Raw genomic sequence first — 19905 nt, 5'->3', positions numbered from 1 at the left:
CTACCAGCCCGGATGCCGCCATGACCCTGTCGTCCATCAATGCCGCCGCACCGGCCTGCCGCCAATGCGAGGCCGCGCCTCCATTGGGTTTTGAGTTCACCATGGCCTTTCAGCCGATCGTGGATGTGGAGCGGCGCGAGGTATTCGCCTACGAGGCTCTGGTGCGCGGCCTGGCCGGTGAACCGGCAGCCGACATCCTGGCGCAGGTCAACGACGACAACCGCTACCGCTTCGACCAGGTCTGCCGCGTCAAGGCGGTGGCCCTGGCCGCCCGCGCTGGCCTGACGGCGAAACTCAGCATCAACTTCATGCCCAACGCGGTCTACAATGCGGCGACCTGTATCCGGGCTACTCTCCAGGCCGCGGCCGAGCACGGCTTTCCGGTGGAAAACATCATCTTCGAGGTGGCCGAATCAGAAAAGGCTACGGATCAGGCACACCTGAAGAGCATCATTGCCGAATACCAGCGGCGCGGATTCGCCACCGCCATCGACGACTTCGGCTCCGGCTATTCCGGGCTCAACTTCCTAGCCGATTTCCAGCCCGACTTCATCAAGCTGGACATGGCGCTGGTGCGCAACCTGCACCTGCATCCTCCGCGCCAATCCATCGTCCGTCATCTGGTCACCCTGGCGCACGAACTGAACATCCAGCTGGTGGCCGAAGGGGTGGAAACGGTGGAAGAATTCGGCTTCCTGCGTGGGCTGGGGATCCGGCTCTTCCAAGGCTTCCTCTTTGCACGGCCTGCTTTCGAAACCTTCGAACCCGTGCTGGATTGGCCTGACTGATCCTGCAGGCGGATGCAAAAAGGCAGGCCATCGGCCTGCCTTTCTAACGTACATTCCCCCCGGGCCTCATGCGTCCCCAGTAGCCACAGGGCGCGCCGGGTCCGCGCACCATTCGCTCCACGAGCCTGGGTAAAGCACGCTGCCCTGCAGGCCGGCCAGCTCCAGGGCTAACTGGTTGACGCACGCGGTCACGCCCGAGCCACACTGGTGTACCACTCCGTTCGCATCGCTACGCTCGCCCAGCAGCGCCAGCCATTCCTGTCGCAGTACTTCAGGCGCCTTGAAGCGTCCCTGCGCATCCAGGTTGTCCCGGAAGAAGCGGTTGCGCGCACCGGGAATATGGCCACCCACCGGGTCCAGGGTTTCGTTTTCCCCGCGGAAGCGGTCCGGGCTGCGGGCGTCCACCACCGTCAGGCGCGTGCTGCCCAGCGCGTCGAGGATGTCCTCGGCACGGACAGTATCCACCAAGGGTGCCCGGATGCTGAATCGGGTGCTGCGTCGGGGTGCGCGCTCGGTGCTGACCGGATAGCCAGCCTCCAGCCACGCCCCATAGCCGCCGTCCAAGACAGCCACCGGTGCATGGCCCAACCAGCGCAGCAGCCACCACGCCCGGGCGGCAAACATGCCGCCACTGTCATCGTAGGCTACCACCTGCGTGTCGGTACCGATGCCCATGGCGCCCAGGTCGACCGCCAGGCGCTGGGCATCCGGCAGCGGGTGACGGCCGTTCTGACCATTGCAAGTGCCGGAGAGGTGGTAATCCAGGTTGAGGTAATGCGCGCCGGGGATGCGGCCGGCCTCGTAAGCTTGCAGGCCGTATTCCGGGTCGTCGAGCTTGAAACGACAATCGAGGATGACCCAGTCCGGCTGGCGGGTTTCGGCCAAGGTCCGGGCATCGATAAGGTGGGTGTGCATGGCAATCCTTCCTCTGGGCGCCCGCGGGGCGCGAACCGTCTTGCCATGAGTCTGCCCGCAGGCGGCACCGGAAAGGGTGCTTACGGGCAGACGCATGCCTCCCTATAGCCTAGCGGGCACGGCGTTGCCCGGCAACCCGCGCCAGTCAGGCCGTCAGGTGGCGACGCAGGCGCCGGACCAGGTCGTCTGTGGGTGGCACGTGGCCGTCGCGCTGGCGCGCCGCCCAGATCGGCGCCGGAAAATGGGCGTCGCCGGCAAAGCGTGCGATCACATGCCAGTGCAGGTGGGGTACCACGTTGCCCAGACTCGCGAGGTTGATCTTATCCGGAGAGAGTTCGGTGCGCAGCGCCGCTTCCACCCGCCACACCCAGTCCATCAGGTGGGCGCGGTCGGACGGGGATAGATCGGTCATCTCGCGCACGTGATCGTGCCAGATCACACGACAGAAGCCTGGGTAGTCGGGCTCGCTCGTGACGAGTACTACCGTCAGTCGATCGTCACGGTAGAGTTCGGGAAAAGCTGAGGGGGCGCATAGTTCGCAGGGCATGAGGCGGACCTTCAGGGAGGAAACTCCGCCATTCTAGGCAGACGCGGGGGTTCGGCCAACCTGTTGCCCGGCCTCGGGGTGCCACAGGTGACGGGCTAGGTCCACCGTGCCCCGTGCTTGCAGAGTCACCCCTTCGGCCTCCAGCAGCGCGCGCTGCCAATCGGCGCTCTCGGTGCCGGGCCGAGCGATGCGTCCGCACGCGCCCACCACCCGGTGCCAAGGCAGGGCGCCCTGTGGCGCGGTACCCAAGAGACGCCCGACATGTCTGGCATGGCGCGGGTAGCCTGCCAGTTCGGCCACGCGGCCGTAGGTCAGGACCTTGCCGGGGGGGATGGCGGCGATCAGCGCGGTAACGGCGCGTTGAAATTCAGGTGACATGCAAGGGGGGGATGGAAGTAAAGCGGCCAGCGTAGCGCAAAACGCATCGGGCCGGCAGAGGCCGGCCCGATGCGTCCTGGTGGCAGGCTTATTTCTCCACAAAGGCGCGCTCGATGGCGTAATGCCCCGGCTCGCCCATGCGCGGGCTTTCCTGGAAGCCCATGCCGTCGAGGATTTCGCACAGGTCGGAGAGCATGGACGGGCTGCCGCAGATCAGAACACGGTCGTTTTCCGGGTTCATCTGCGGAAGGCCGATGTCCGCCGCCAGCTTGCCGCTGGTGATGAGGTCGGTCAGTCGGCCCTGGTTGCGGAAGGGCTCGCGGGTCACCGTGGGGTAGTAGATCAGCTTCTCGCGCACGACGTCACCAAAGAACTCGTTGTGCGGCAGTTCGTTGGTGATGTAATCGTGGTAGCCCAGCTCGCTCACCCAGCGCACGCCGTGCGTCAGGATGATCTTGTCGTAGCGGTCGTACACGTCCGGATCGCGGATGATGGACATGAAAGGCGCAAGGCCAGTGCCGGTGGAAAGCAGGTAGAGGTTCTTGCCCGGCAGCAGGTTGTCCTGCACCAGCGTACCCGTCGGCTTCTTGCTCACCAGTACGGTGTCGCCCACCTGCAGGTGCTGCAGGCGTGAGGTGAGGGGGCCGTCCTGCACCTTGATGCTGTAGAACTCGAGGTTATCCTCGTAGTTGGCGCTGACGATGGAATAGGCGCGCATCAGCGGCTTGCCGTTCACTTCCAGGCCGATCATAACGAACTGGCCGTTGATGAAGCGGAGCCCGGCGTCTCGCGTGCAGGTAAAGCTGAACAGCGTGTCGTTCCAGTGGTGCACGCTGAGGACGCGCTCGGCAGTCAGGTTGGCGTTGGGGGAGGACATGCGTCGTTAACCTAAGTCTGAATGAAATCGAAAGCGCCTGCCGGATTGTCAGGCGCTGCAAGCCGTTCTCATTATATCGAAATGTAATCCGTCACGGCGGTCCGGGCCGGATCATGCCTCAAAAGGACGGCACAAAACCTTGACCGGAATCATAACCGGTTCAGACAACGGCGGCAGAAACCGTTGTCTCTGTTTTTAGAAGCCGGGGTTATTTGCCGTCAGAAGAAGCCAGCGCTGCCAGGCAGCGCTGCAGGGGCTGAACGGTAACCGGGCCGGGAGCACTCAAGCGCGCCCAGACCCAGGCGTGATGCATGCGGATGGACCCGGCAGACAGGTGCGGGCGGTCCTGTGTGGTGTGCCCGTCCTCCAGCACCGTCACCCGGTAGCCACGCGCGGCCGCACTGCGCACGCTGGTATCGATGCAGAACTCGGTGGCATAGCCCCCGATCCAGAGGCTGTCCACCTGTCTTGCGGCGAGCTCGGCCTGCAGAGGGGTGTCTAGGAAGCTGTCGCAGGCGGTCTTGGCGATGTAGAGGTCGCCGGAACGGGCGTCCAGCCCGCTGTGCAGCGCCCACTTCGCGCTGTCACGCGGCAGCTCATCCGCATCCTCATGTCGTACAAATATTACCGGCCACCCTTGGGCGCGGGCGGTGCCGATGGCGGCATTGAGAATGGCCAAGGTGGCGTCGGCCTGATGTGCGGCGGGTGGGCCGACGATCAGACCGTGCTGGAAGTCGATGACGAGAAGGGCCACGCGGGGCATGGGGCGCTCTGGGATGAAGGTCCGATGTACCGCCAAGCGGAGCGCAGGATCAGTCGCCGATGGTGTAGACAATGGTTACCACCACCCGTGCCTTCTTCTCGATGGTGGACTTGTCATACGCACCGCCGTAGTCGTCGGCGGCATCGCTTTCACCTTGGGCAGGCAGGATGTAGAACGCCCCCTGCTGGGCCGAAACCATGCTGCCTACCCGGGTGTCGCCGGTCTTGGCGAACTCTTCGGCGCGGGCACGGGCGTTGCGGGTTGCCGCGCCGATCAGTGACATCTTGATCGATTCCAGCCCGGACACCAGATACTGTGCTGGCTGTGCCTCCAGCTGCAGGCCGCCAGCCTGCAGGTTGAGCAGGGCTTTTTCGGTGGTGGCGATCTGGCGCACGTTGCGGCTGGTGAGCCGATAAGGCTGGTGGGCGCGATAGTGGCTGATCTCGTCGAGCTGGCGGCCTTCGGCATCCTTGCGGAACACAGGCTCGAAGGTTTCGTTGCCGGTTTCGATCTGCGGGCCGCTATAGCCCTGAACACGGATGAAGTCGCGCACCGCAGGCTGCTGGCTGCGCAGGTTGGCCAGCGCATCGGCGATGGTGGCGCCGCTTCCGTTCAGCGTGAACGAGAAGCTACCCTGGTCTGCGGTGACCGGCTTCTCGGCCAGCCCCTTGACGGTGATGGACTGTTTGCCGAGGGCCTGGCGGGCCTGGTGTCCAAGGATGTAGGCACCGCCCGCGAGGCCGGCAGCCAGGGTCACCCCCAGTGCGACAAGTGCGGCGGCAAGCAGGCCGGTACGGGGTGCGGATTCAGGCATCACGGCTTCCTCTGAGGACAATGGCCGTTAGCCTAGCAGGTTGCCGGCGCAGGGGAAGCGTTCGCGGCAGTCCTGCCAGGTTGGCCGAAGCAGACCGTGGTGCCGGGTGCGGCTGTGGCCTGCTGTACGCTTACAGCAGCACGCGCTCGATACCGCCGTTGCGTGCCTTTTCCACGTAATCCTTCATCCAGTTGTCGCCCAGGATGTGCTTGGCCATCTCCACCACGATGTAGTCGGCCTGGGTGCCGGTGTCGTCACTGTAGCGCGCAAGGCCCTGCAGGCAGGACGGACAGGAAGTAAGGATTTTTACCGGCTTGTCGCTGGCGCCGACCTTGGCCAAGTCCTTGGTGATTTCCTCCTCCTTGCGGAAGCGGACCTGGGTGGCGATGTCGGGGCGGCTGGCGGCAAAGGTACCGGATTCGCCACAGCAACGGTCGTTCTGCACCACGCCTTCGCCCATGAGGGCGTTGACCACCTTGATCGGCTGGTAGGCCTTCATCGGTGTGTGGCAGGGGTCGTGGTACATGTACTTCTGACCATGCACCCCTTCCAGCTTCAGGCCCTTTTCCATCAGGTATTCGTGGATGTCGATGATGCGGCAGCCAGGGAAGATGTCTTCGAAGCGGTAGTTGGCCAGCTGGTCGTAGCAGGTGCCGCAGCTGACCACCACGGTCTTGATGTCGAGGTAGTTCAGCGTGTTGGCCATGCGGTGGAACAGCACGCGGTTCTCGGTGGTGATCTCGTCGCCCTTGTCCTTGTAGCCGGCGCTGGTCTGCGGGTAGCCGCAGCACAGGTAGCCCGGCGGCAGTACGGTCTGCGTGCCCACGTGCCACAACATCGCCTGGGTGGCGAGGCCCACCTGGCTGAACAGGCGCTCCGAACCGCAACCGGGGAAGTAGAACACCGCTTCGGCGTCTTCGCTGACCTTCGGATTGCGGATCACCGGAATCACGTTGGCGTCTTCCACGTCCAGCAGCGCGCGCGCGGTCTTTTTGGGCAGGCCGCCCGGCATCGGCTTGTTGATGAAGTGGATCACCTGCGCCTTTACCTCCGGCTTGCCGGTGGTGGCTGGCGGTTGCGCCGTCTGGCGTCCGGTCAGGCCCAGTTTCTTGCCGATGGTGTTGCCCAAGCGTTGCAGCTTGTAGGCGCCGCCGACCAGTCCGGTGCGGATGCCTTTGATGGTGGCCGGGTCCTTGGCGGTGAGGAAGGCCATGCCCAGCGCGGTGCCCGGATTGAACTTCTTGTTGCCGGTCTTGCGCAGGAAGTTGCGCATGGCGACCGACACATCGCCGAAGTCGATTTTCACCGGACACGGCTTCACGCAGCGGTGGCATACAGTGCAGTGGTCGGCCACATCGGACAGCTCTTCAAAGTGCTTGAGGCTGACGCCGCGGCGGGTCTGCTCCTCGTACAGGAAGGCTTCGGTCAGCAGGCCCACGCCCAGAATCTTGTTGCGCGGGCTGTACAGCAGGTTGGCACGCGGTACGTGGGTGGAGCATACCGGTTTGCATTTGCCGCAACGCAGGCAGTCTTTCACCATGTCCGAAATCTGGCCGATGTCGGACTGCTCCAGGATCAGCGATTCGGCGCCCAGCAGCGAGAACGACGGCGTGTAGGCCATGCTGAGGTCGGCGCCTGGTAGCAGCTTGCCACGGTTGAAGTGGCCGTTGGGGTCGACGCGCGCCTTGTAGTCGCGGAACGGCTGGATTTCTTCTTCGGTGAGAAACTCCAGCTTGGTGATGCCGATGCCGTGCTCGCCGGAGATGACGCCGTTCAGGCTGCGTGCCAGTTTCATGATGCGCTCCACCGCACGGTGCGCGGCCTGCAGCATGTCGTAGTCGTCGGAGTTGACCGGGATGTTGGTGTGCACGTTGCCGTCGCCCGCGTGCATGTGCAGCGCCACGAACACTCGGCCCCGCAGCACCTTCTGTTGCAGCCGGCGCACCGCCTCCATCACCGGCGCATCGCTCTTGCCGGCAAACAGCGCCTCAAGGTCGGCCAGTAGCTCGCGCTTCCAGCTCACGCGCAGGCGAAAATCGCGCATGGCGATGAAGAGGCTGGCCCCAAGGTTGGCCGAAGCGTCCTCCAGCGGGGCCTGGGGCCAGCGGGCGGTGTACTCGGCCAGCGGACTGTCCAGATTGTCCCACATCCACTGCCAGCGGGTGCGCACCGCAGTAATCAGTTCCAGCGCGGTTTCGCGGCGGTCGCCGATCAGTTCGTCGGCGGAAATGCTGCCGCCTTCGGTATCCACCGGCAGACGGCCGTGGAAGAATTCGGCGAGCTGGTCCAGTAGGCGGATCTTGCTGGCAATGGACAGCTCGATGTTGATGCGTTCGATGCCGTCGCTGTAATCGCCCAGGCGGTCCAGCGGAATCACCACGTCTTCGTTGATCTTGAAGGCGTTGGTGTGGCGGGCGATGGCGGCGGTACGGCTGCGGTCCAGCCAGAACTTCTTGCGCGCCTCGGGCGTCACCGCGATGAAGCCTTCGCCACGCCGTGCATTGGCGTAGCGCACCACTTGGCTGGCGGCTTCGGCCACCGCGTTTTCATCGTCGGACACGATGTCGGCGATCAGCACCATCTTCGGCCGACCCTTGCTCTTGGCTTTGGTGGCGTAGCCCACCGCGCGCACGTAGCGCCAGTCCAGGTGCTCCAGGCCGGCCAGCTGCACGCCAGCCGCCAGCCCGGCACCGCCGGGCTTGAAGTAGTCGGTGATCTCCACAATCGCCGGTGTGGCTTCGGCCACGGTGCCGAAGAACTCCAGACAGACGGTGCGGATATGCGCCGGCATGCGGTGCAGTACGAAGCGCGCGCTGGTGATGATGCCGTCAGTGCCTTCTTTCTGCACGCCGGGCAGGCCGGCGAGGAACTTGTCGGTCACATCCTTCCCAAGGCCTACCTTGCGGAAGGCCGGACCGGGGATGACTAGGTCTTCAGTGCTGATGACGGTGATGCCGTCCTCCTGCAGGCGCGTGACGCGGAAGGTGGCACTGTCCACATCATGGATTTTGCCGTAGTTGTGGCCGATGCGTTCCACGAACATCCAGTTGCCATCCGGGTCCACCATCTTCCAGCTGGCCAGGTTGTCCAGCGTGGTGCCCCACAGCACGGCCTTCTTGCCGCCGGCGTTCATCGCGATGTTGCCGCCGATACAGGAGGCTTCGGCCGAGGTCGGGTCCACGGCAAACACCAGCCCGGCAGCACCGGCGGCTTCCGCCACGCGGGCAGTGACTACGCCGGCGCCGCACTGGATGGTGGCGCGCTTACCGTCCAGCCCCGGCAGTTCGACGAATTCCACACCGTGGTGCTGGTCGAGTTTTTCGGTGTTGATGACGGCGCTCATGCGGTCCAGCGGCACGGCACCGCCGGTGTAGCCGGTACCGCCGCCACGCGGGATGATTGTCAGGCCCAGCTCGATGCACCCCTTCACCAGTGGGGCGATCTCGGCCTCGGTATCCGGACACAGCACCACGAAGGGATATTCCACGCGCCAGTCGGTGGCATCGGTGACGTGCGACACCCGGGCCAGGCCGTCGAAGAGAATGTTGTCGCGGCGGGTGATCCGTCCCAGCCGCTTGAGGATCGCGGCACGCAGCGCGCGCGTCTGGGCGAACTGGCCCTCGAAACGGTCCACTGCCTCGCGCGCGGCGGCGATCATCCGTCCCACCTTATCGTTGCCTTCGCGCCGCTTCTCGATTTCCGTCAGTCGGTGGTGGAGGGCGCTGGCCAGGGCACTCAGGCGCTTTGGGTTGTCCAGCAGGTCGTCCACCAGATAGGGGTTGCGGTCGACGACCCAGATATCGCCCAGCACTTCGAACAACATGCGTGCGGAGCGGCCTGTCCTGCGCTCGCCGCGCAGTTCCTCCAGCAGCTGCCACATCGGTGCGCCCAACAGGCGGATGACGATCTCGCGGTCGGAATACGAGGTGTAGTTGTACGGGATTTCCCGTACGCGGGTGGGGGTGGGGGTGCTCATTTGTCCTGAAACTGCCGGGATTAAGAAATTTTTTCCCCAATATACGCGAAATGTTGCGACGCGAAAAATGCCGTGTCCGTCAGGGGGTGATGTCTTGATTTGAAGGAGTTTTTAGCGCGACGTGGCGCAGCGCACATCCAGGAAACGACGGCAGCGAGTGGTGCCGTGGGATGCAGCGAGCGGCCCCTTAGAGCCGGCTGGCGGCCAGGGTTTCGGCCAGACGGGTAGCTTCGAACAGGCTGCCCGGATCGGCACGGCCAGTCCCGGCGAGGTCCAGCGCCGTGCCATGGTCCACCGAGGTGCGGATGATCGGCAGGCCCAGCGTGATGTTGATGCCCGCACCAAAGCTGGCGTACTTGAGCACCGGCAGTCCCTGGTCGTGGTACATCGCCAGTACTGCGTCGGCTTTCTCGAGGTGATGCGGCTGGAACAGTGTGTCGGCCGGAAGCGGGCCGGTTAGCTGGAGGCCGCGGGTACGCAGCAGGGCCAGCACCGGTTCGATGACCTCGATCTCCTCGCGTCCCATGTGCCCGCCCTCGCCCGCATGCGGGTTGAGGCCGGCCACCAGAATGCGCGGCGCTTCCAGCCCGAACTTGGATACCAGATCCTGATGCAGGATGGTGATCACCTCCTGCAGCACTTCACGGCTGAGGGCATCGGCCACCTCGCGCAGTGGCAGGTGGGTGGTGGCGAGCGCCACGCGCAGCCCGGCCCCGGCCAGCATCATCACCACCCTTGGCGTGCCGGTGCGTTCTGCCAGATACTCGGTGTGCCCGGTGAAGGGAACGCCGCCCTCGTTGATCACGCCCTTATGTACCGGGGCGGTTACCATCGCATCGAAGGTGTGGTTGAGGCAGCCGTCGATCGCCGCGTCCAGCGTGTTCAGGACGTAGGAGGCATTGACCGGGTCGGTCCTGCCGGCCTGAACAGGACCGGATAGCGGGCAGTGAAGGATTTCCAGCGTGCCGGGCGGCGGGTCGTTTTCCGGACGGAAGGGAAGGAGCGTAACGCTCAGGCCGAGTGTGCGTGCGCGTGCCTCGATCAGCCCGGTATCGGCCACCAGCACCATACGCGCGCCCACGCCGCTTTCGGGCAGTCGCAGCACCAGGTCGGGGCCGATGCCGGCCGGTTCGCCTGGGGTGATCGCCAGGCACGCCCGGCGCTGGCCTGCCTCCGCACCAGCGGCCAGGCCGCTCAGCGGATCGGGCCGGTAGGGCAGGGGACGGGCACCGGCGTGCCGGGCAGACATAGGCTTACTTCTCTTCGAGCCGGTCTTCGACAAAGGCCGCATCGCGGATCTGACGTACCCAGTCGGCGTAGGCCTGATCGATCTTGCGGGTGCGGATCTGCTGACGCACCAGCATACGCTCACGTTCGCTGGAGACATCCTGGGTGCGCTTGCCTTCTACCAGGATCAGGTGCCAGCCGAAGGGGCTACGCACCGGCTCGGACACGCTGCCTTGGGGCAGGCTGACCATCACTTTCTCGAAGTCGGGCACGGTGTCGCCCAGGTTTACCCAGCCCAGGTCGCCACCCTTGGTGTTGCTGGCGTCCTCGGAGTACAGCCGCGCCATCTCGGCAAAGCTGGCACCACGCTGAATGCGGTCGCGGATCTGTACCAGGCGTGCGCGGGCGTCGGCATCGGAGACGGCCTCGTTGGCCCGGATCAGGATGTGGCGGGTATGGTACTGTTCGGCCATCACCGGGCCGCTCTGGTCGCGCTTCTCTTCCATGCGGAAGATGTAGAACCCCTGTGCAGTGCGGATGAGTCCGGTGTTCTCGCCTGGCTTGAGCTTGTCCAGCATCTGCACCAGCTCGGTGGGCAGGCTGTTGGCCGGCCGCCACCCCAAGTCACCGCCCTGCAGAGCATTGGGGCCGTCCGAGTAGCTGGCAGCCACCTTGGCAAAGGGCTGACCGCTGCGCAGTTCGGCCAGAGCCTGGCCAGCCTTCTGCTGCAGCGTCTCGATCTGCTTGGCATCCGCCCGCTCCGGCACGCTCACCAAGATGGCAGAAATGCGGAACTCCCCCCGATGCGCGGTGCCGCTGCTCTTGAGCACCTGCTCGATCTCGGTGTCGGTGACTGTCACGCGCGCTTCCACCTCGCGCTCACGCAGCTTGGCGACCAGCATCTGGCGGCGCAGGTCCTCGCGGAAGCGATCGAGGCTGACGCCCTCCTTGGCCAGCTGGGCTTCCAGGGCCGGGATATCCATCTTGTTCTGCTGGGCCACGCGTGCGATGGCCTGATCCAGCTCGGCCGGGTCCACGGTTACGCCGTTGTTCTGGGCGAACTGCACCTGCGCTTCCTCGGTGATCATCTGCTCCAGTACCTGGCGCGCCAGCACGCTCTGCTCGGGCGGGGAGATCTTGCGGGCGGCAAGGTTGGCCGAAGCCTCCGCCATGCGCTGCTTGAGCTGAAGCTCGGTGATGACGCTCTTGTTGACGACCGCCACGATGCGGTCCACCGGGCGTACCGGCGCAGCCGCGACGGCGCTGCCGAGCGCGGCAGCCAGAATCAGGGCAAGCAGGGATTTCTTCATGGTCATTGACGGGTCTCGTTGATCGGGCTGTAGCCGGGAATCGAAAGACGCAGCACGTCGAGCGGGTTGTTGCCGATGCCGCCCAGGTCCTTGAGTTCCAGCTGGAAGAACACGGCGTTCTTGGTGTGCGTCAGGTCGGTGACGTACCGCTGTCCCACTACACGCACGCCCCAGCAGCCGTCGTTGTACTCGAAGCCTGCCAGCTGCTCAAGCGCTTTCTTGTCACGCAGCGAGTAGTTGTAGCGGCCGACGGCGTACCACTTGCGCGCCAGCGGCCACTGGAAGGCCAAGTCCACCTGGCGCAGCGTATCGCGCTGGCCCGAGCCGCCCACCTCTTCGTCGCGGTCATAACGGTAGCGCACGCTGGCGGTCTTGCCCGGGGCGGGCGAGTACTGCAGGCGCAGGTTGTAACGCTCGGTCTTGCCCAGCTCCTCGTTGTACTGATAGGCGCTGTCGAAGCTCCACTTGCGTGTCAGCTCGCCGCTGGCACCGAAGAGGAAGTCCGAGCCCGATGTCCGGCGTTCCTGCTCGGTGCCTGCCAGGGTGATGTCGTCTTTGCGGAAGTAGTAGCGCTTGCCGGCCGTCACGCGCAGCACTTCGCGGCCGTCCGCCGTGTCGAGGAGGCGCGAGGACAGGGCCGCGGTCAGCTGGTTGGCCCCGTTGATGCGGTCGTTGCCCGAGAAGCGGTTTTCGGTAAAGAGCTGGGCATAGCTGAAGTCGTTTTCCGACGTGTCGAAGTTCGGCAGGTCGTTCTGGCGCTCGGTGGGGATGTACACATAGTAGAGCCGGGGCTGCAGCGTCTGTACATAGCTGTTGCCGCGCCAGGTGACGTCGCGTTCGAAGTTCAGGCCGCTGTCGGTACTGAAGATCGGCAGCGTGCGGCTGGTGGTGCGGGCCGGCTGACTGCCGAAGCCTTCCAGATCGTAATAGGTGGCGTGCACCCCGAACTTAGGGCGCACGAAACCCCAGCTGCGGTCGAAGTTCCAGGTGACCGAGGGATAGGCCACCAGACGGCTGCCCTCCTGCTTGCTGCTATGCGCGAAGCGCGTCAACTCGCCGTAAAAGTTGGCGCTGAGGTTGTACGGCAGGTACTGGAAGGCATTAGTGGTCAGTTGCGGCAACCGGGCGTAGGGCTCGTCCACCGGCGTCACCGGATCCTGCAGCGTCTGGTAGCGCTGCAGCTTCAGCTGCGAACTCATGCCGCCCCCGTTCCAGCTGTAGTGATGGTTGAACCAGGCTTCACGCACCAGGTTGACGTTGGAGGCCACCGACTCGCGGTCACCGAAGTCGCGGAAGTAGTCGTCGTCGGAGACGTAGTTGAGGTTGTAGCCGAAGTTGAGGTTCCAGGGCAGCGTCTGTGTGTGCTGGGCATGCCAGGCGAAGCGCGAGCCACCACGGACCTGGTCGTCAGGTGTCTGGTCGGTGGAGATCAGCCCGCTGTAGTCAGGGCGCAGATAGCGGAACTCGGCCCCGAGGCGCGCGCCGCGCTTGAAGTTCATGCGTGGCGTCAGCGTGAGGTCATAGTTGGGTGCCAGGTTGAAATAGTACGGAAGGCTGATCTCGCTTTCGCTGCCGGTGCGGAAGGTGGGCACCAGAAAGCCCGACTTGCGGCGGTTGTCGAGCGGGAAGTCGATCCACGGCGTGTAGAGGATGGGCACGCCTTGGAACTCCAGCCGGGCATTGCGCGCCACGCCGACGTTGGTGTTGTAGTCCAGGTCGATGGTGCGGGCCTTGATGTACCAGGAGTCGTCGTTCGGTTCGCAGGTGTTGGCGCGCGCCCGGTTGAGGCGATAGCGGTTCGGCCCGCGGAAATCCAGGGTGTCGCCGTCACCGCGGATCTGGCGGCCGTTCTGGTTGGCCGAAAAGGATGGGTCGTCGGCATTGCCGGTACGCGTGTCCAGCGCATAGTCCAGATCGCTGCCCTCCACCCGGGCGCCGGGTTCGGTCAGGACGAAGCGCTTGCCTGCGCGTGCCTGGCTGCGCGCCTGGTAGTAGTCGAGCCAGTCTGCCTCGATGCGCTCGTCGTCACGGGTGACGACGACATTGCCGCGTGCCTTGACCGCCACATCGGTCTGGCCTTCGACCGTATCGGCCGAAAGAACGGTCTGGCCGGGCGCGGCGGCAGGGGTTTCGATGGGCGGGAGCGGCGTGTCGTCTGCACGGGCCGGCAGGGCAAAGGCGCAGGCGAGCGCCAGCGCGAGCGGGGACAGACGGAATGGTTTCATGCACAAAGCCATATCTCGCGGGCTGGGAGGCAGTATAAAATTGCCCCATTCTATCAGCACCGCACTGAACCGACATGCCGCGAGAACAGGCCCTTGAAATGTGGCTGGCCACCCAGTTCCCAGATACCCCCTTCCGCGTCGAGTTTGCCGCCGCGGATGCGGACTTCCGTCGCTACTTCCGCGTGCTGCTGCCGGATGGCAGTACCCGCATCGCCATGGATGCCCCGCCGGAGCACATGAACACCGATCCGTACGTTGCGGTACGCGAGGTGTTCGCCATGGTCAACGTGCCCAAGATCCTCGCCCGCGACCGCGAGCAGGGCTTCATGCTTCTTGAGGACCTTGGGCGCGTCACCTTCCTCGCCGCCCTGGAGCATGACCCGCGGCCCGAGGTGCACCGCACGCTGTTGCTCGAAGCCATCGACACTCTGGTGACGCTGCAGGGCGCCAGTCGGCCTGGCGTGCTGCCGGAGTACGACCGTGCCCTCCTGGTGCGCGAACTCAACCTGTTTCCGGAGTGGTTCGCCGGCAAGGAACTGGGCAAGCCCTTCACCTTCGCGCAGCGGCAGCTGTGGGACGCCACGCTGTCGGTGCTGCTGCCACGCATCGAGGCCCAGCCGCGGGTGTTCGTGCACCGCGATTTCATCGTGCGTAACCTGATGCTCACCCCGGGTCGCCCCGGCGTGCTGGACTTCCAGGACGCGGTGTACGGCCCGGTCACTTACGACCTGGTGTCGCTGCTGCGCGATGCCTTCATCGAGTGGGAAGAAGCCTTCGTGCTGGACCTGGTTGTTCGCTACTGGGAGAAGGCACGGGCCGCCGGCCTGCCGGTCAACCCGGACATCGATGCCTTCTGGCAAGACTTCGAATGGATGGGCGTGCAGCGCCACCTGAAGGTGGCTGGCATCTTCGCCCGCCTCTACCACCGTGACGGCAAGGACAAGTACCGCGGCGAGATCCCACGGTTCGTGCGCTACCTCAAGAAGGCGGCCCGGCGCTATGGCGAACTGGCACCGCTTTACCAACTGCTGCTGCAACTGGTGGGACGGGACGCCACCGATGAAGCCATCGACAGCAGTTTCTCCGCCACTCGGCTCGCCTGAGGCGCGCCATGCACGCGATGATCCTCGCGGCCGGACGCGGCGAGCGCATGCGGCCGCTGACCGACACCACGCCCAAGCCGCTGCTGCCAGTGGCCGGGCAGGCGCTCATCGTCTGGCACATCCGGCGCCTGGCCGCGGCCGGTTTCGGCACCCTGGCGATCAACCACGCCTGGCTCGGGGCGCGCATCGAGGCCGCCTTGGGAGATGGCGCGGCTTGGGGCGTGCGCATCCACTACTCGCCCGAGTCCACCGCGCTGGAGACGGCCGGTGGGATCGCCACCGCGCTGCCGCTTCTGGGAACGGGCCCCTTTGCCGTCATCAACGGTGACGTGTTCAGCGACTTCGCCCTGGAGCGGCTGGCCACGGCGGCAGCGCAGCTGGATGGCCAGTCGCGCCTGGCGCATCTGGTACTGGTGCCCAACCCGCCACATCACCCAGGTGGCGACTTCGGCCTGTTGCCCACGGGTACGCTGTCCGCCGACCCGGCCGATGGCGAGGGCCTGACCTTTGCCGGCATCGGCGTCTATCACCCGGCCCTGTTCGCTGGCGTGGCCGCCGGCCAGCCCGCCCGGCTGGCACCGCTGCTGCGCGACGCGATGCGGCGTGGCCAAGTGAGTGGCGAAGCGCACCGCGGCGTGTGGATCGACGTCGGCACCCCGGAGCGTCTGGCCGAAGCCGACGCCATCGCCCGCCACTGGGCCCGCACGTGAAGCGCCGCATCCTTGGCATCGACCCGGGCAGCCGCATCTGTGGCTTTGGGGTGATTGACATTGTGGGCAGCCAGCGTCATTACGTGGCCTCGGGCGCCATCCGTACTCCGCAGGGCGCCAGCCTGGCCGAACGGGTGAAGGTGCTGGTGGATGGCATCCATCAGGTCATCGACACCTACCAGCCCACCGAGGCAGCGCTGGAGCAGGTGTTCGTCAACGTCAACCCGGCCGCCACGCTGATGCTGGGCCAGGCGCGGGGTGCCTGCATGACCGCGCTGGTACTCAAGGGGCTGCCGGTGGCCGAATACACCGCGCTGCAGGTGAAGCAGTCTGTCGTCGGCCAAGGCAAAGCGCCCAAGGAGCAGGTGCAGTTCATGGTGGTGACCATGCTCAACCTCTCGGGCACGCCGCAGGCCGACGCGGCCGACGCGCTGGCAGTGGCGCTGGCCCACGCCAACCACAGCGGTGGTGCGATCGGCCAGCTGGCGCGCTCCGGCCTGCGCGTCAAGGGCGGTCGCCTGGTCTAGGGCCGACCCGGAAAACCTGTTTTCGGGCAAGGCGATCCGCCTGTGTCTGTGCCACGCTTCGGCCAACCTCTCCAGATACAGGAGCCTGCAATGTGGAACGAGTATGCGATCGCCCGTGCCCTGCACGTGCTTGCGGTGGTGATGTGGATCGGTGGCGTGGGGTTCGTCACCACCGTGCTGATTCCCGCCTTGCGCCGGCGTTTTCCCCCTGAAGCCCAGTACGGCATGTTTGAAACCGTCGAGCACCGCTTCGGCGCGCAAGCCCGTTTCTGGGTGCTGCTGACACTGGCCAGCGCTGTGTGGATGCTGCATGTCACCGACGGCTGGGCACGGTTGCGCGATACCGGCTGGCTGCACCTGATGCTGGTAGCGTGGCTGCCGTTCTTCCTGATGCTTTTCGTACTGGAACCGCTGCTGGTGCACCGATGGCTGAAGATGCGGGCAGGCCGCGATCCGGCGGGTACGATGCAAAGGGTGGCCTGGCTGCACTGGGCGCTGCTGGGTCTGTCGCTGGCGGCAGTGCTGGCCGGGGTAGTGGGGGCGCATGGCGGCTGGCGCCTCTGACTGAAAACGGATGGTTGGCCACGGTAATGGGGGTCGGGTTATGCTCACGGGGTAATGCCTGCCGAGGAGCCCGCCATGCTGTCTGCCCGCCCTGTGCCCGTCGAACCGCACCCTGCCCGATACGCGCATCGCGCCCAGCGCTGGTTCTTTGCCACCCGACCGGCTTTTCTCTCCCTTTCACTGGGGGGCGTGATGATGGGGCTTGCCGCTGCCGGCCCCGCCCTGCGGGACGGTTGGCCGAAGGCGGCACTGGCGACGCTGCTGGCGCTGCTGTGCCATGCGGCGGCCAATGTCATCAACGACGTGGCGGACGATGCCAATGGTACCGATGCCGCCAATGTCACGCGTCTTTACCCTTATACCGGGGGCAGCCGCTTCATTCAGAACGGCGTGCTCTCGCGATGCGAGATGCAGGCGCTGGCCTGGGTGCTGTTCGCGGCCGTGCTTGCCGGAGGACTACTGCTGACCTGGCTGTCCGGCTGGATGTGCGGAGTGATCGGGCTGGTGGGGGTGATGCTCGCCTGGGGCTACTCGGCACCCCCCTTGCGGCTGAATAGTCGTGGTCTGGGGGAGGTGGCCCTGTGTCTAGCCTTCGGCCTGGTGCCCCTAGGGGCCTGCAGCCTGTTCCTGCCCCGGCTGCCGGGCCCGCTCTGGCCGGCAGCGGGTGCCTATGGGCTCTTGGCCTGCGCGCTGCTGTTCGTCAATCAGCTGGCCGACCGCCCGGCCGATGCGCTGGCGGGCAAGCACCACTGGGGTGTGCGCCTGTCCGGCAAGGCTGCTGCAACCGTCTTCGTGTTGCTCAACGCCGGCGCGCTGCTGCTGGCGGGTCTGGCCGGGCTGCCTCTCTGGCTGTGCAGCCTGCTTGCCGTGGCTACTTGCAATGCGTGGCGGCTGCGTCCGGTGCTCGTCGGACCCACGGCAGGCTTGCGTCCGGCGATTCACTGGTCCATCCTCGCGGCCAACCTCTATCCGCTTCTGGCGGCCTTGGCGCTGCTAACCCGACGCTGAGCCCGCCCATTCCAAGGAACTTCCTGCATGATCGGACGACTGACCGGCACGCTGCTCGAAAAGCTGCCGCCCCAGATCACGGTGGATGTCAACGGTGTCGGCTATGACGTCGACGTGACGATGACCACCTTCTACCAGCTGCCCGCACTGGGCCAGAAGACCACGCTCTACACCCATCTGGTAATCCGTGAGGACGCCCATCTGCTTTACGGCTTTGGCAGCCGCGAAGAGCGGGAAACCTTCCGCCAGCTGATCCGCATCACCGGGGTCGGTGCCAAGATCGCTCTGGCGATCCTGTCGGGCATGACCGCGGACGAGCTGGCGGTGGCGGTGGCGCAGGAGGACGTCAAGCGGCTTTCCAGCGTGCCCGGCATCGGCAAGAAGACCGCCGAGCGGCTGGTGCTGGAGCTGCGCGGTAAGCTCTCGCCCTCGGGGCTGGCGGGCTCGCCGGGCGGTTTGCCCTTTGTCACCACGGCGGACGAGAAGAACGATATCGTCAACGCGCTGCTGGCGCTGGGGTACAACGAGAAGGAAGCCGCAGCGGCCACCAAAACCCTGCCGGTCGAGGTCTCGGTCAGCGATGGCGTGCGACTGGCGCTCAAGAACCTGATGAAAGGCTGATACCTTCATCCCGTTGGCGTCCGCCCCTGCACGGCGACGGACGCCGGCGTGCTCAACCACCGGGCGACAGCCTCGCCCCTGCAGGAGGACAGGACATGTCCAATGTGGCCGTACTCATCGATGCGGATAATGTTTCACCGGGCTGGATCGAAGATGTGCTGGAGGAAGCGGGCAAGCTGGGCGTGCTGGCGCTCAAGCGGGTCTACGGCGACTTCAGCCGGCACGAGAAGGCCTGGCGCGATCTGTGCGCCCGGTTTGCCATCCACCCCATCCAGCAGTTTCCCAACACCAAGGGCAAGAATGCTTCGGACATCGCACTGGTGATCGATGCGATGGACATGCTGCACTCCGGGCGCTACCACAGCTTCTGCCTGATCTCGAGTGACAGCGATTTCTCCCGGTTGGCGACGCGCCTGCGCGAGGACGGGCTGGAGGTATGGGGCTTCGGGGAGGAAAAGACACCGGCCGCCTTCGTCAATGCCTGCAGCAAGTTCGTCTATGTAGAGGTGCTGGGGCTGGACGAGGAAGTGAAGTCCACCGAGGAAACCCGGAGCGGTCCGAGCAGCGAGCGAGCGGGCGTCGCCGAGCCGGTGGCCCGGGTGCTGCGCCCCCTGGACCGCAAGCTGCGGGCTCAGTTCAAAAAGGCAATCGAGAGCATGAGCGACGACGAGGGCTGGGCCGATCTGGGTGGCGTGGGCAGCCTGATCGGCCAGTGGATGCCCGAGTTTGATGCCCGCAACTACGGCTTCACCAAGCTCTCGGAACTGGCGGTCAAGTGCGGCTGGTTCGAGGTGGATAAGGCCAGCCAGGGGCGCGGCGGTGTCTCCATCCGGCTCAAGCCGTCGGAGGCGGGCCGCCGCACCGCCCGCTAGCGGCCCGTCAGGCTGCCGCGGCGCGCCCCTGCTCCAGCCAGGCGGCAAGCTCGGCCACGGTGAGCTGGGGCAGGCCCTGCTGCAGGGCATAGGCCGTCAACTGTGGGCCGCGCATCATCGTACCGTCAGGGTTCATCAGCTCGCACAGCACGCCGGCAGGGCGAAATCCGGCCAGGCGGGCCAGCTCCACGGCCGCTTCGGTATGGCCTCGGCGCTCGCGCAGCCTGCCGGGGCGGGCCACGATGGGATAAACATGGCCCGGACGCACCAGATCCTGGGGCCTGGCATCCACTGCCATGGCCGCGCGGATAGTGGTCACCCGGTCGGCGGCCGAGACTCCGGTGGTCACGCCCTCGGCTGCCTCGATGGCCACAGTGAACTGAGTGCCGTAGCGGCTGCCGTTGTGTGCGGCCATCGGCGGCAGCGCCAACCGTTCGGCGTGTTCCTGCGTGATGCACAGGCAGACGATGCCGCTGCCATCCCGGATCATGCGTGCCATTTCGGGCGCGGTCAGCATTTCCGCCACCAGGATCAGGTTGGCTTCATTCTCGCGGTCGGCATCGTCGGAGACGATGACGGGTAGCCCCCGGCGCAGGGCGGACAGGGCCTGTTCGATGCGCTGGGTGGTAAGGTCGGTGGATAGGGTCATGGAAACGGTCCTCAAGTTGAGATCGAGAAAC

19 protein-coding genes are annotated in these 19905 nt (G+C 65.5%); 8 read left to right on the top strand and 11 right to left on the bottom strand.

Annotation, left to right across the window (positions count from 1 at the left end; genetic code table 11):
• Positions 1–20 precede the first annotated feature (20 nt).
• Positions 21–788, top strand: coding sequence for an EAL domain-containing protein (locus tag EV669_RS02985; protein ID WP_165922687.1), 768 nt, complete (start codon positions 21–23; stop codon positions 786–788).
• Between the two features lie 66 nt (positions 789–854).
• Here EV669_RS02985 and EV669_RS02980 read toward each other — a convergent pair whose 3' ends face one another.
• The 10 genes from EV669_RS02980 to EV669_RS02935 form a co-directional block, all read right to left on the bottom strand.
• Positions 855–1703 carry a sulfurtransferase gene (locus EV669_RS02980; RefSeq protein ID WP_132097854.1) on the bottom strand — a complete coding sequence of 283 codons (849 nt, stop codon included), beginning with the start codon at positions 1701–1703 and terminating at the stop codon, positions 855–857.
• A 145-nt stretch (positions 1704–1848) separates the two neighbouring features.
• The gene (locus EV669_RS02975) at positions 1849–2250 is read right to left on the bottom strand and encodes an HIT family protein (protein WP_055433994.1); all 402 of its coding nucleotides are present in this window, start codon (positions 2248–2250) and stop codon (positions 1849–1851) included.
• Between the two features lie 33 nt (positions 2251–2283).
• Entirely contained in the window at positions 2284–2628 is a 345-nt protein-coding gene (locus EV669_RS02970) for an MGMT family protein (RefSeq protein WP_132097853.1), read from the bottom strand.
• Positions 2629–2716: 88 nt separating this feature from the next.
• A complete protein-coding gene (locus EV669_RS02965) occupies positions 2717–3505 on the bottom strand; it encodes a ferredoxin--NADP reductase (RefSeq protein WP_132097852.1) in 789 nt (262 codons plus the stop codon).
• A 208-nt stretch (positions 3506–3713) separates the two neighbouring features.
• Positions 3714–4268, bottom strand: coding sequence for an isochorismatase family protein (locus EV669_RS02960; protein WP_132097851.1), 555 nt, complete (start codon positions 4266–4268; stop codon positions 3714–3716).
• A gap of 49 nt (positions 4269–4317) precedes the next feature.
• Positions 4318–5082: an SIMPL domain-containing protein gene (locus tag EV669_RS02955; protein ID WP_054286790.1), complete on the bottom strand. Its 765-nt coding sequence runs from the start codon at positions 5080–5082 to the stop codon at positions 4318–4320.
• A gap of 130 nt (positions 5083–5212) precedes the next feature.
• Complete coding sequence (locus EV669_RS02950; RefSeq protein WP_132097850.1) at positions 5213–9058, bottom strand: DUF3683 domain-containing protein; 3846 nt, start codon at positions 9056–9058, stop codon at positions 5213–5215.
• Positions 9059–9245: 187 nt separating this feature from the next.
• Entirely contained in the window at positions 9246–10307 is a 1062-nt protein-coding gene (pdxA, locus tag EV669_RS02945; RefSeq protein WP_083460602.1) for a 4-hydroxythreonine-4-phosphate dehydrogenase PdxA, read from the bottom strand.
• A 4-nt stretch (positions 10308–10311) separates the two neighbouring features.
• Entirely contained in the window at positions 10312–11601 is a 1290-nt protein-coding gene (locus tag EV669_RS02940) for a peptidylprolyl isomerase (protein WP_054286788.1), read from the bottom strand.
• The gene (locus tag EV669_RS02935; RefSeq protein ID WP_054286787.1) at positions 11598–13820 is read right to left on the bottom strand and encodes an LPS-assembly protein LptD; all 2223 of its coding nucleotides are present in this window, start codon (positions 13818–13820) and stop codon (positions 11598–11600) included. The genes EV669_RS02940 and EV669_RS02935 overlap by 4 nt, the downstream gene beginning before the upstream one ends.
• Positions 13821–13894: 74 nt before the next feature.
• Here EV669_RS02935 and amgK point away from each other — a divergent pair, with 74 nt between their 5' ends.
• The 7 genes from amgK to EV669_RS02900 all read left to right on the top strand — a co-directional run bounded on the left by amgK (position 13895) and on the right by EV669_RS02900 (position 19225).
• Positions 13895–14923 (top strand): N-acetylmuramate/N-acetylglucosamine kinase AmgK, encoded by a 1029-nt coding sequence (amgK, locus tag EV669_RS02930; RefSeq protein ID WP_132097849.1) that lies wholly within the window; start codon positions 13895–13897, stop codon positions 14921–14923.
• Between the two features lie 8 nt (positions 14924–14931).
• Positions 14932–15633, top strand: a complete 702-nt coding sequence (murU, locus tag EV669_RS02925; RefSeq protein ID WP_055433999.1) for an N-acetylmuramate alpha-1-phosphate uridylyltransferase MurU — start codon at positions 14932–14934, stop codon at positions 15631–15633.
• A complete protein-coding gene (gene ruvC / locus EV669_RS02920; RefSeq protein WP_054286784.1) occupies positions 15630–16160 on the top strand; it encodes a crossover junction endodeoxyribonuclease RuvC in 531 nt (176 codons plus the stop codon). Before murU ends, ruvC begins: the two co-directional genes overlap by 4 nt.
• A gap of 90 nt (positions 16161–16250) precedes the next feature.
• Positions 16251–16724 (top strand): hypothetical protein, encoded by a 474-nt coding sequence (locus EV669_RS02915; protein WP_054286783.1) that lies wholly within the window; start codon positions 16251–16253, stop codon positions 16722–16724.
• Between the two features lie 75 nt (positions 16725–16799).
• A complete protein-coding gene (locus tag EV669_RS02910; protein ID WP_165922686.1) occupies positions 16800–17732 on the top strand; it encodes a prenyltransferase in 933 nt (310 codons plus the stop codon).
• Positions 17733–17759: 27 nt separating this feature from the next.
• A complete protein-coding gene (gene ruvA, locus EV669_RS02905) occupies positions 17760–18353 on the top strand; it encodes a Holliday junction branch migration protein RuvA (protein ID WP_132097847.1) in 594 nt (197 codons plus the stop codon).
• A 95-nt stretch (positions 18354–18448) separates the two neighbouring features.
• Positions 18449–19225 (top strand): NYN domain-containing protein, encoded by a 777-nt coding sequence (locus tag EV669_RS02900; protein ID WP_054286780.1) that lies wholly within the window; start codon positions 18449–18451, stop codon positions 19223–19225.
• 7 nt (positions 19226–19232) lie between these two features.
• On the opposite strand, the gene ribB is transcribed toward EV669_RS02900, so the two are convergent.
• Positions 19233–19874, bottom strand: coding sequence for a 3,4-dihydroxy-2-butanone-4-phosphate synthase (gene ribB / locus EV669_RS02895; protein ID WP_132097846.1), 642 nt, complete (start codon positions 19872–19874; stop codon positions 19233–19235).
• Between the last annotated feature and the right edge of the window lie 31 nt (positions 19875–19905).

The organism is Gulbenkiania mobilis (assembly GCA_004346645.1).
GTDB lineage: Bacteria > Pseudomonadota > Gammaproteobacteria > Burkholderiales > Chromobacteriaceae > Gulbenkiania > Gulbenkiania mobilis.
Note: the sequence above shows the minus strand (reverse complement) of the source record. Positions and strands in the feature narration are given on the sequence as shown.

What these genes read in the sequence shown, in the direction of transcription:
- EV669_RS02985 (WP_165922687.1), top strand. Translation starts at nt 21, where the DNA reads ATGACCCTGTCGTCCATCAATGCCGCCGCACCGGCCTGCCGCCAATGC.
- EV669_RS02980 (WP_132097854.1), bottom strand. Translation starts at nt 1,703, where the DNA reads ATGCACACCCACCTTATCGATGCCCGGACCTTGGCCGAAACCCGCCAG.
- EV669_RS02975 (WP_055433994.1), bottom strand. Translation starts at nt 2,250, where the DNA reads ATGCCCTGCGAACTATGCGCCCCCTCAGCTTTTCCCGAACTCTACCGT.
- EV669_RS02970 (WP_132097853.1), bottom strand. Translation starts at nt 2,628, where the DNA reads ATGTCACCTGAATTTCAACGCGCCGTTACCGCGCTGATCGCCGCCATC.
- EV669_RS02965 (WP_132097852.1), bottom strand. Translation starts at nt 3,505, where the DNA reads ATGTCCTCCCCCAACGCCAACCTGACTGCCGAGCGCGTCCTCAGCGTG.
- EV669_RS02960 (WP_132097851.1), bottom strand. Translation starts at nt 4,268, where the DNA reads ATGCCCCGCGTGGCCCTTCTCGTCATCGACTTCCAGCACGGTCTGATC.
- EV669_RS02955 (WP_054286790.1), bottom strand. Translation starts at nt 5,082, where the DNA reads ATGCCTGAATCCGCACCCCGTACCGGCCTGCTTGCCGCCGCACTTGTC.
- EV669_RS02950 (WP_132097850.1), bottom strand. Translation starts at nt 9,058, where the DNA reads ATGAGCACCCCCACCCCCACCCGCGTACGGGAAATCCCGTACAACTAC.
- pdxA (WP_083460602.1), bottom strand. Translation starts at nt 10,307, where the DNA reads ATGTCTGCCCGGCACGCCGGTGCCCGTCCCCTGCCCTACCGGCCCGAT.
- EV669_RS02940 (WP_054286788.1), bottom strand. Translation starts at nt 11,601, where the DNA reads ATGACCATGAAGAAATCCCTGCTTGCCCTGATTCTGGCTGCCGCGCTC.
- EV669_RS02935 (WP_054286787.1), bottom strand. Translation starts at nt 13,820, where the DNA reads ATGAAACCATTCCGTCTGTCCCCGCTCGCGCTGGCGCTCGCCTGCGCC.
- amgK (WP_132097849.1), top strand. Translation starts at nt 13,895, where the DNA reads ATGCCGCGAGAACAGGCCCTTGAAATGTGGCTGGCCACCCAGTTCCCA.
- murU (WP_055433999.1), top strand. Translation starts at nt 14,932, where the DNA reads ATGCACGCGATGATCCTCGCGGCCGGACGCGGCGAGCGCATGCGGCCG.
- EV669_RS02915 (WP_054286783.1), top strand. Translation starts at nt 16,251, where the DNA reads ATGTGGAACGAGTATGCGATCGCCCGTGCCCTGCACGTGCTTGCGGTG.
- EV669_RS02910 (WP_165922686.1), top strand. Translation starts at nt 16,800, where the DNA reads ATGCTGTCTGCCCGCCCTGTGCCCGTCGAACCGCACCCTGCCCGATAC.
- ruvA (WP_132097847.1), top strand. Translation starts at nt 17,760, where the DNA reads ATGATCGGACGACTGACCGGCACGCTGCTCGAAAAGCTGCCGCCCCAG.
- EV669_RS02900 (WP_054286780.1), top strand. Translation starts at nt 18,449, where the DNA reads ATGTCCAATGTGGCCGTACTCATCGATGCGGATAATGTTTCACCGGGC.
- ribB (WP_132097846.1), bottom strand. Translation starts at nt 19,874, where the DNA reads ATGACCCTATCCACCGACCTTACCACCCAGCGCATCGAACAGGCCCTG.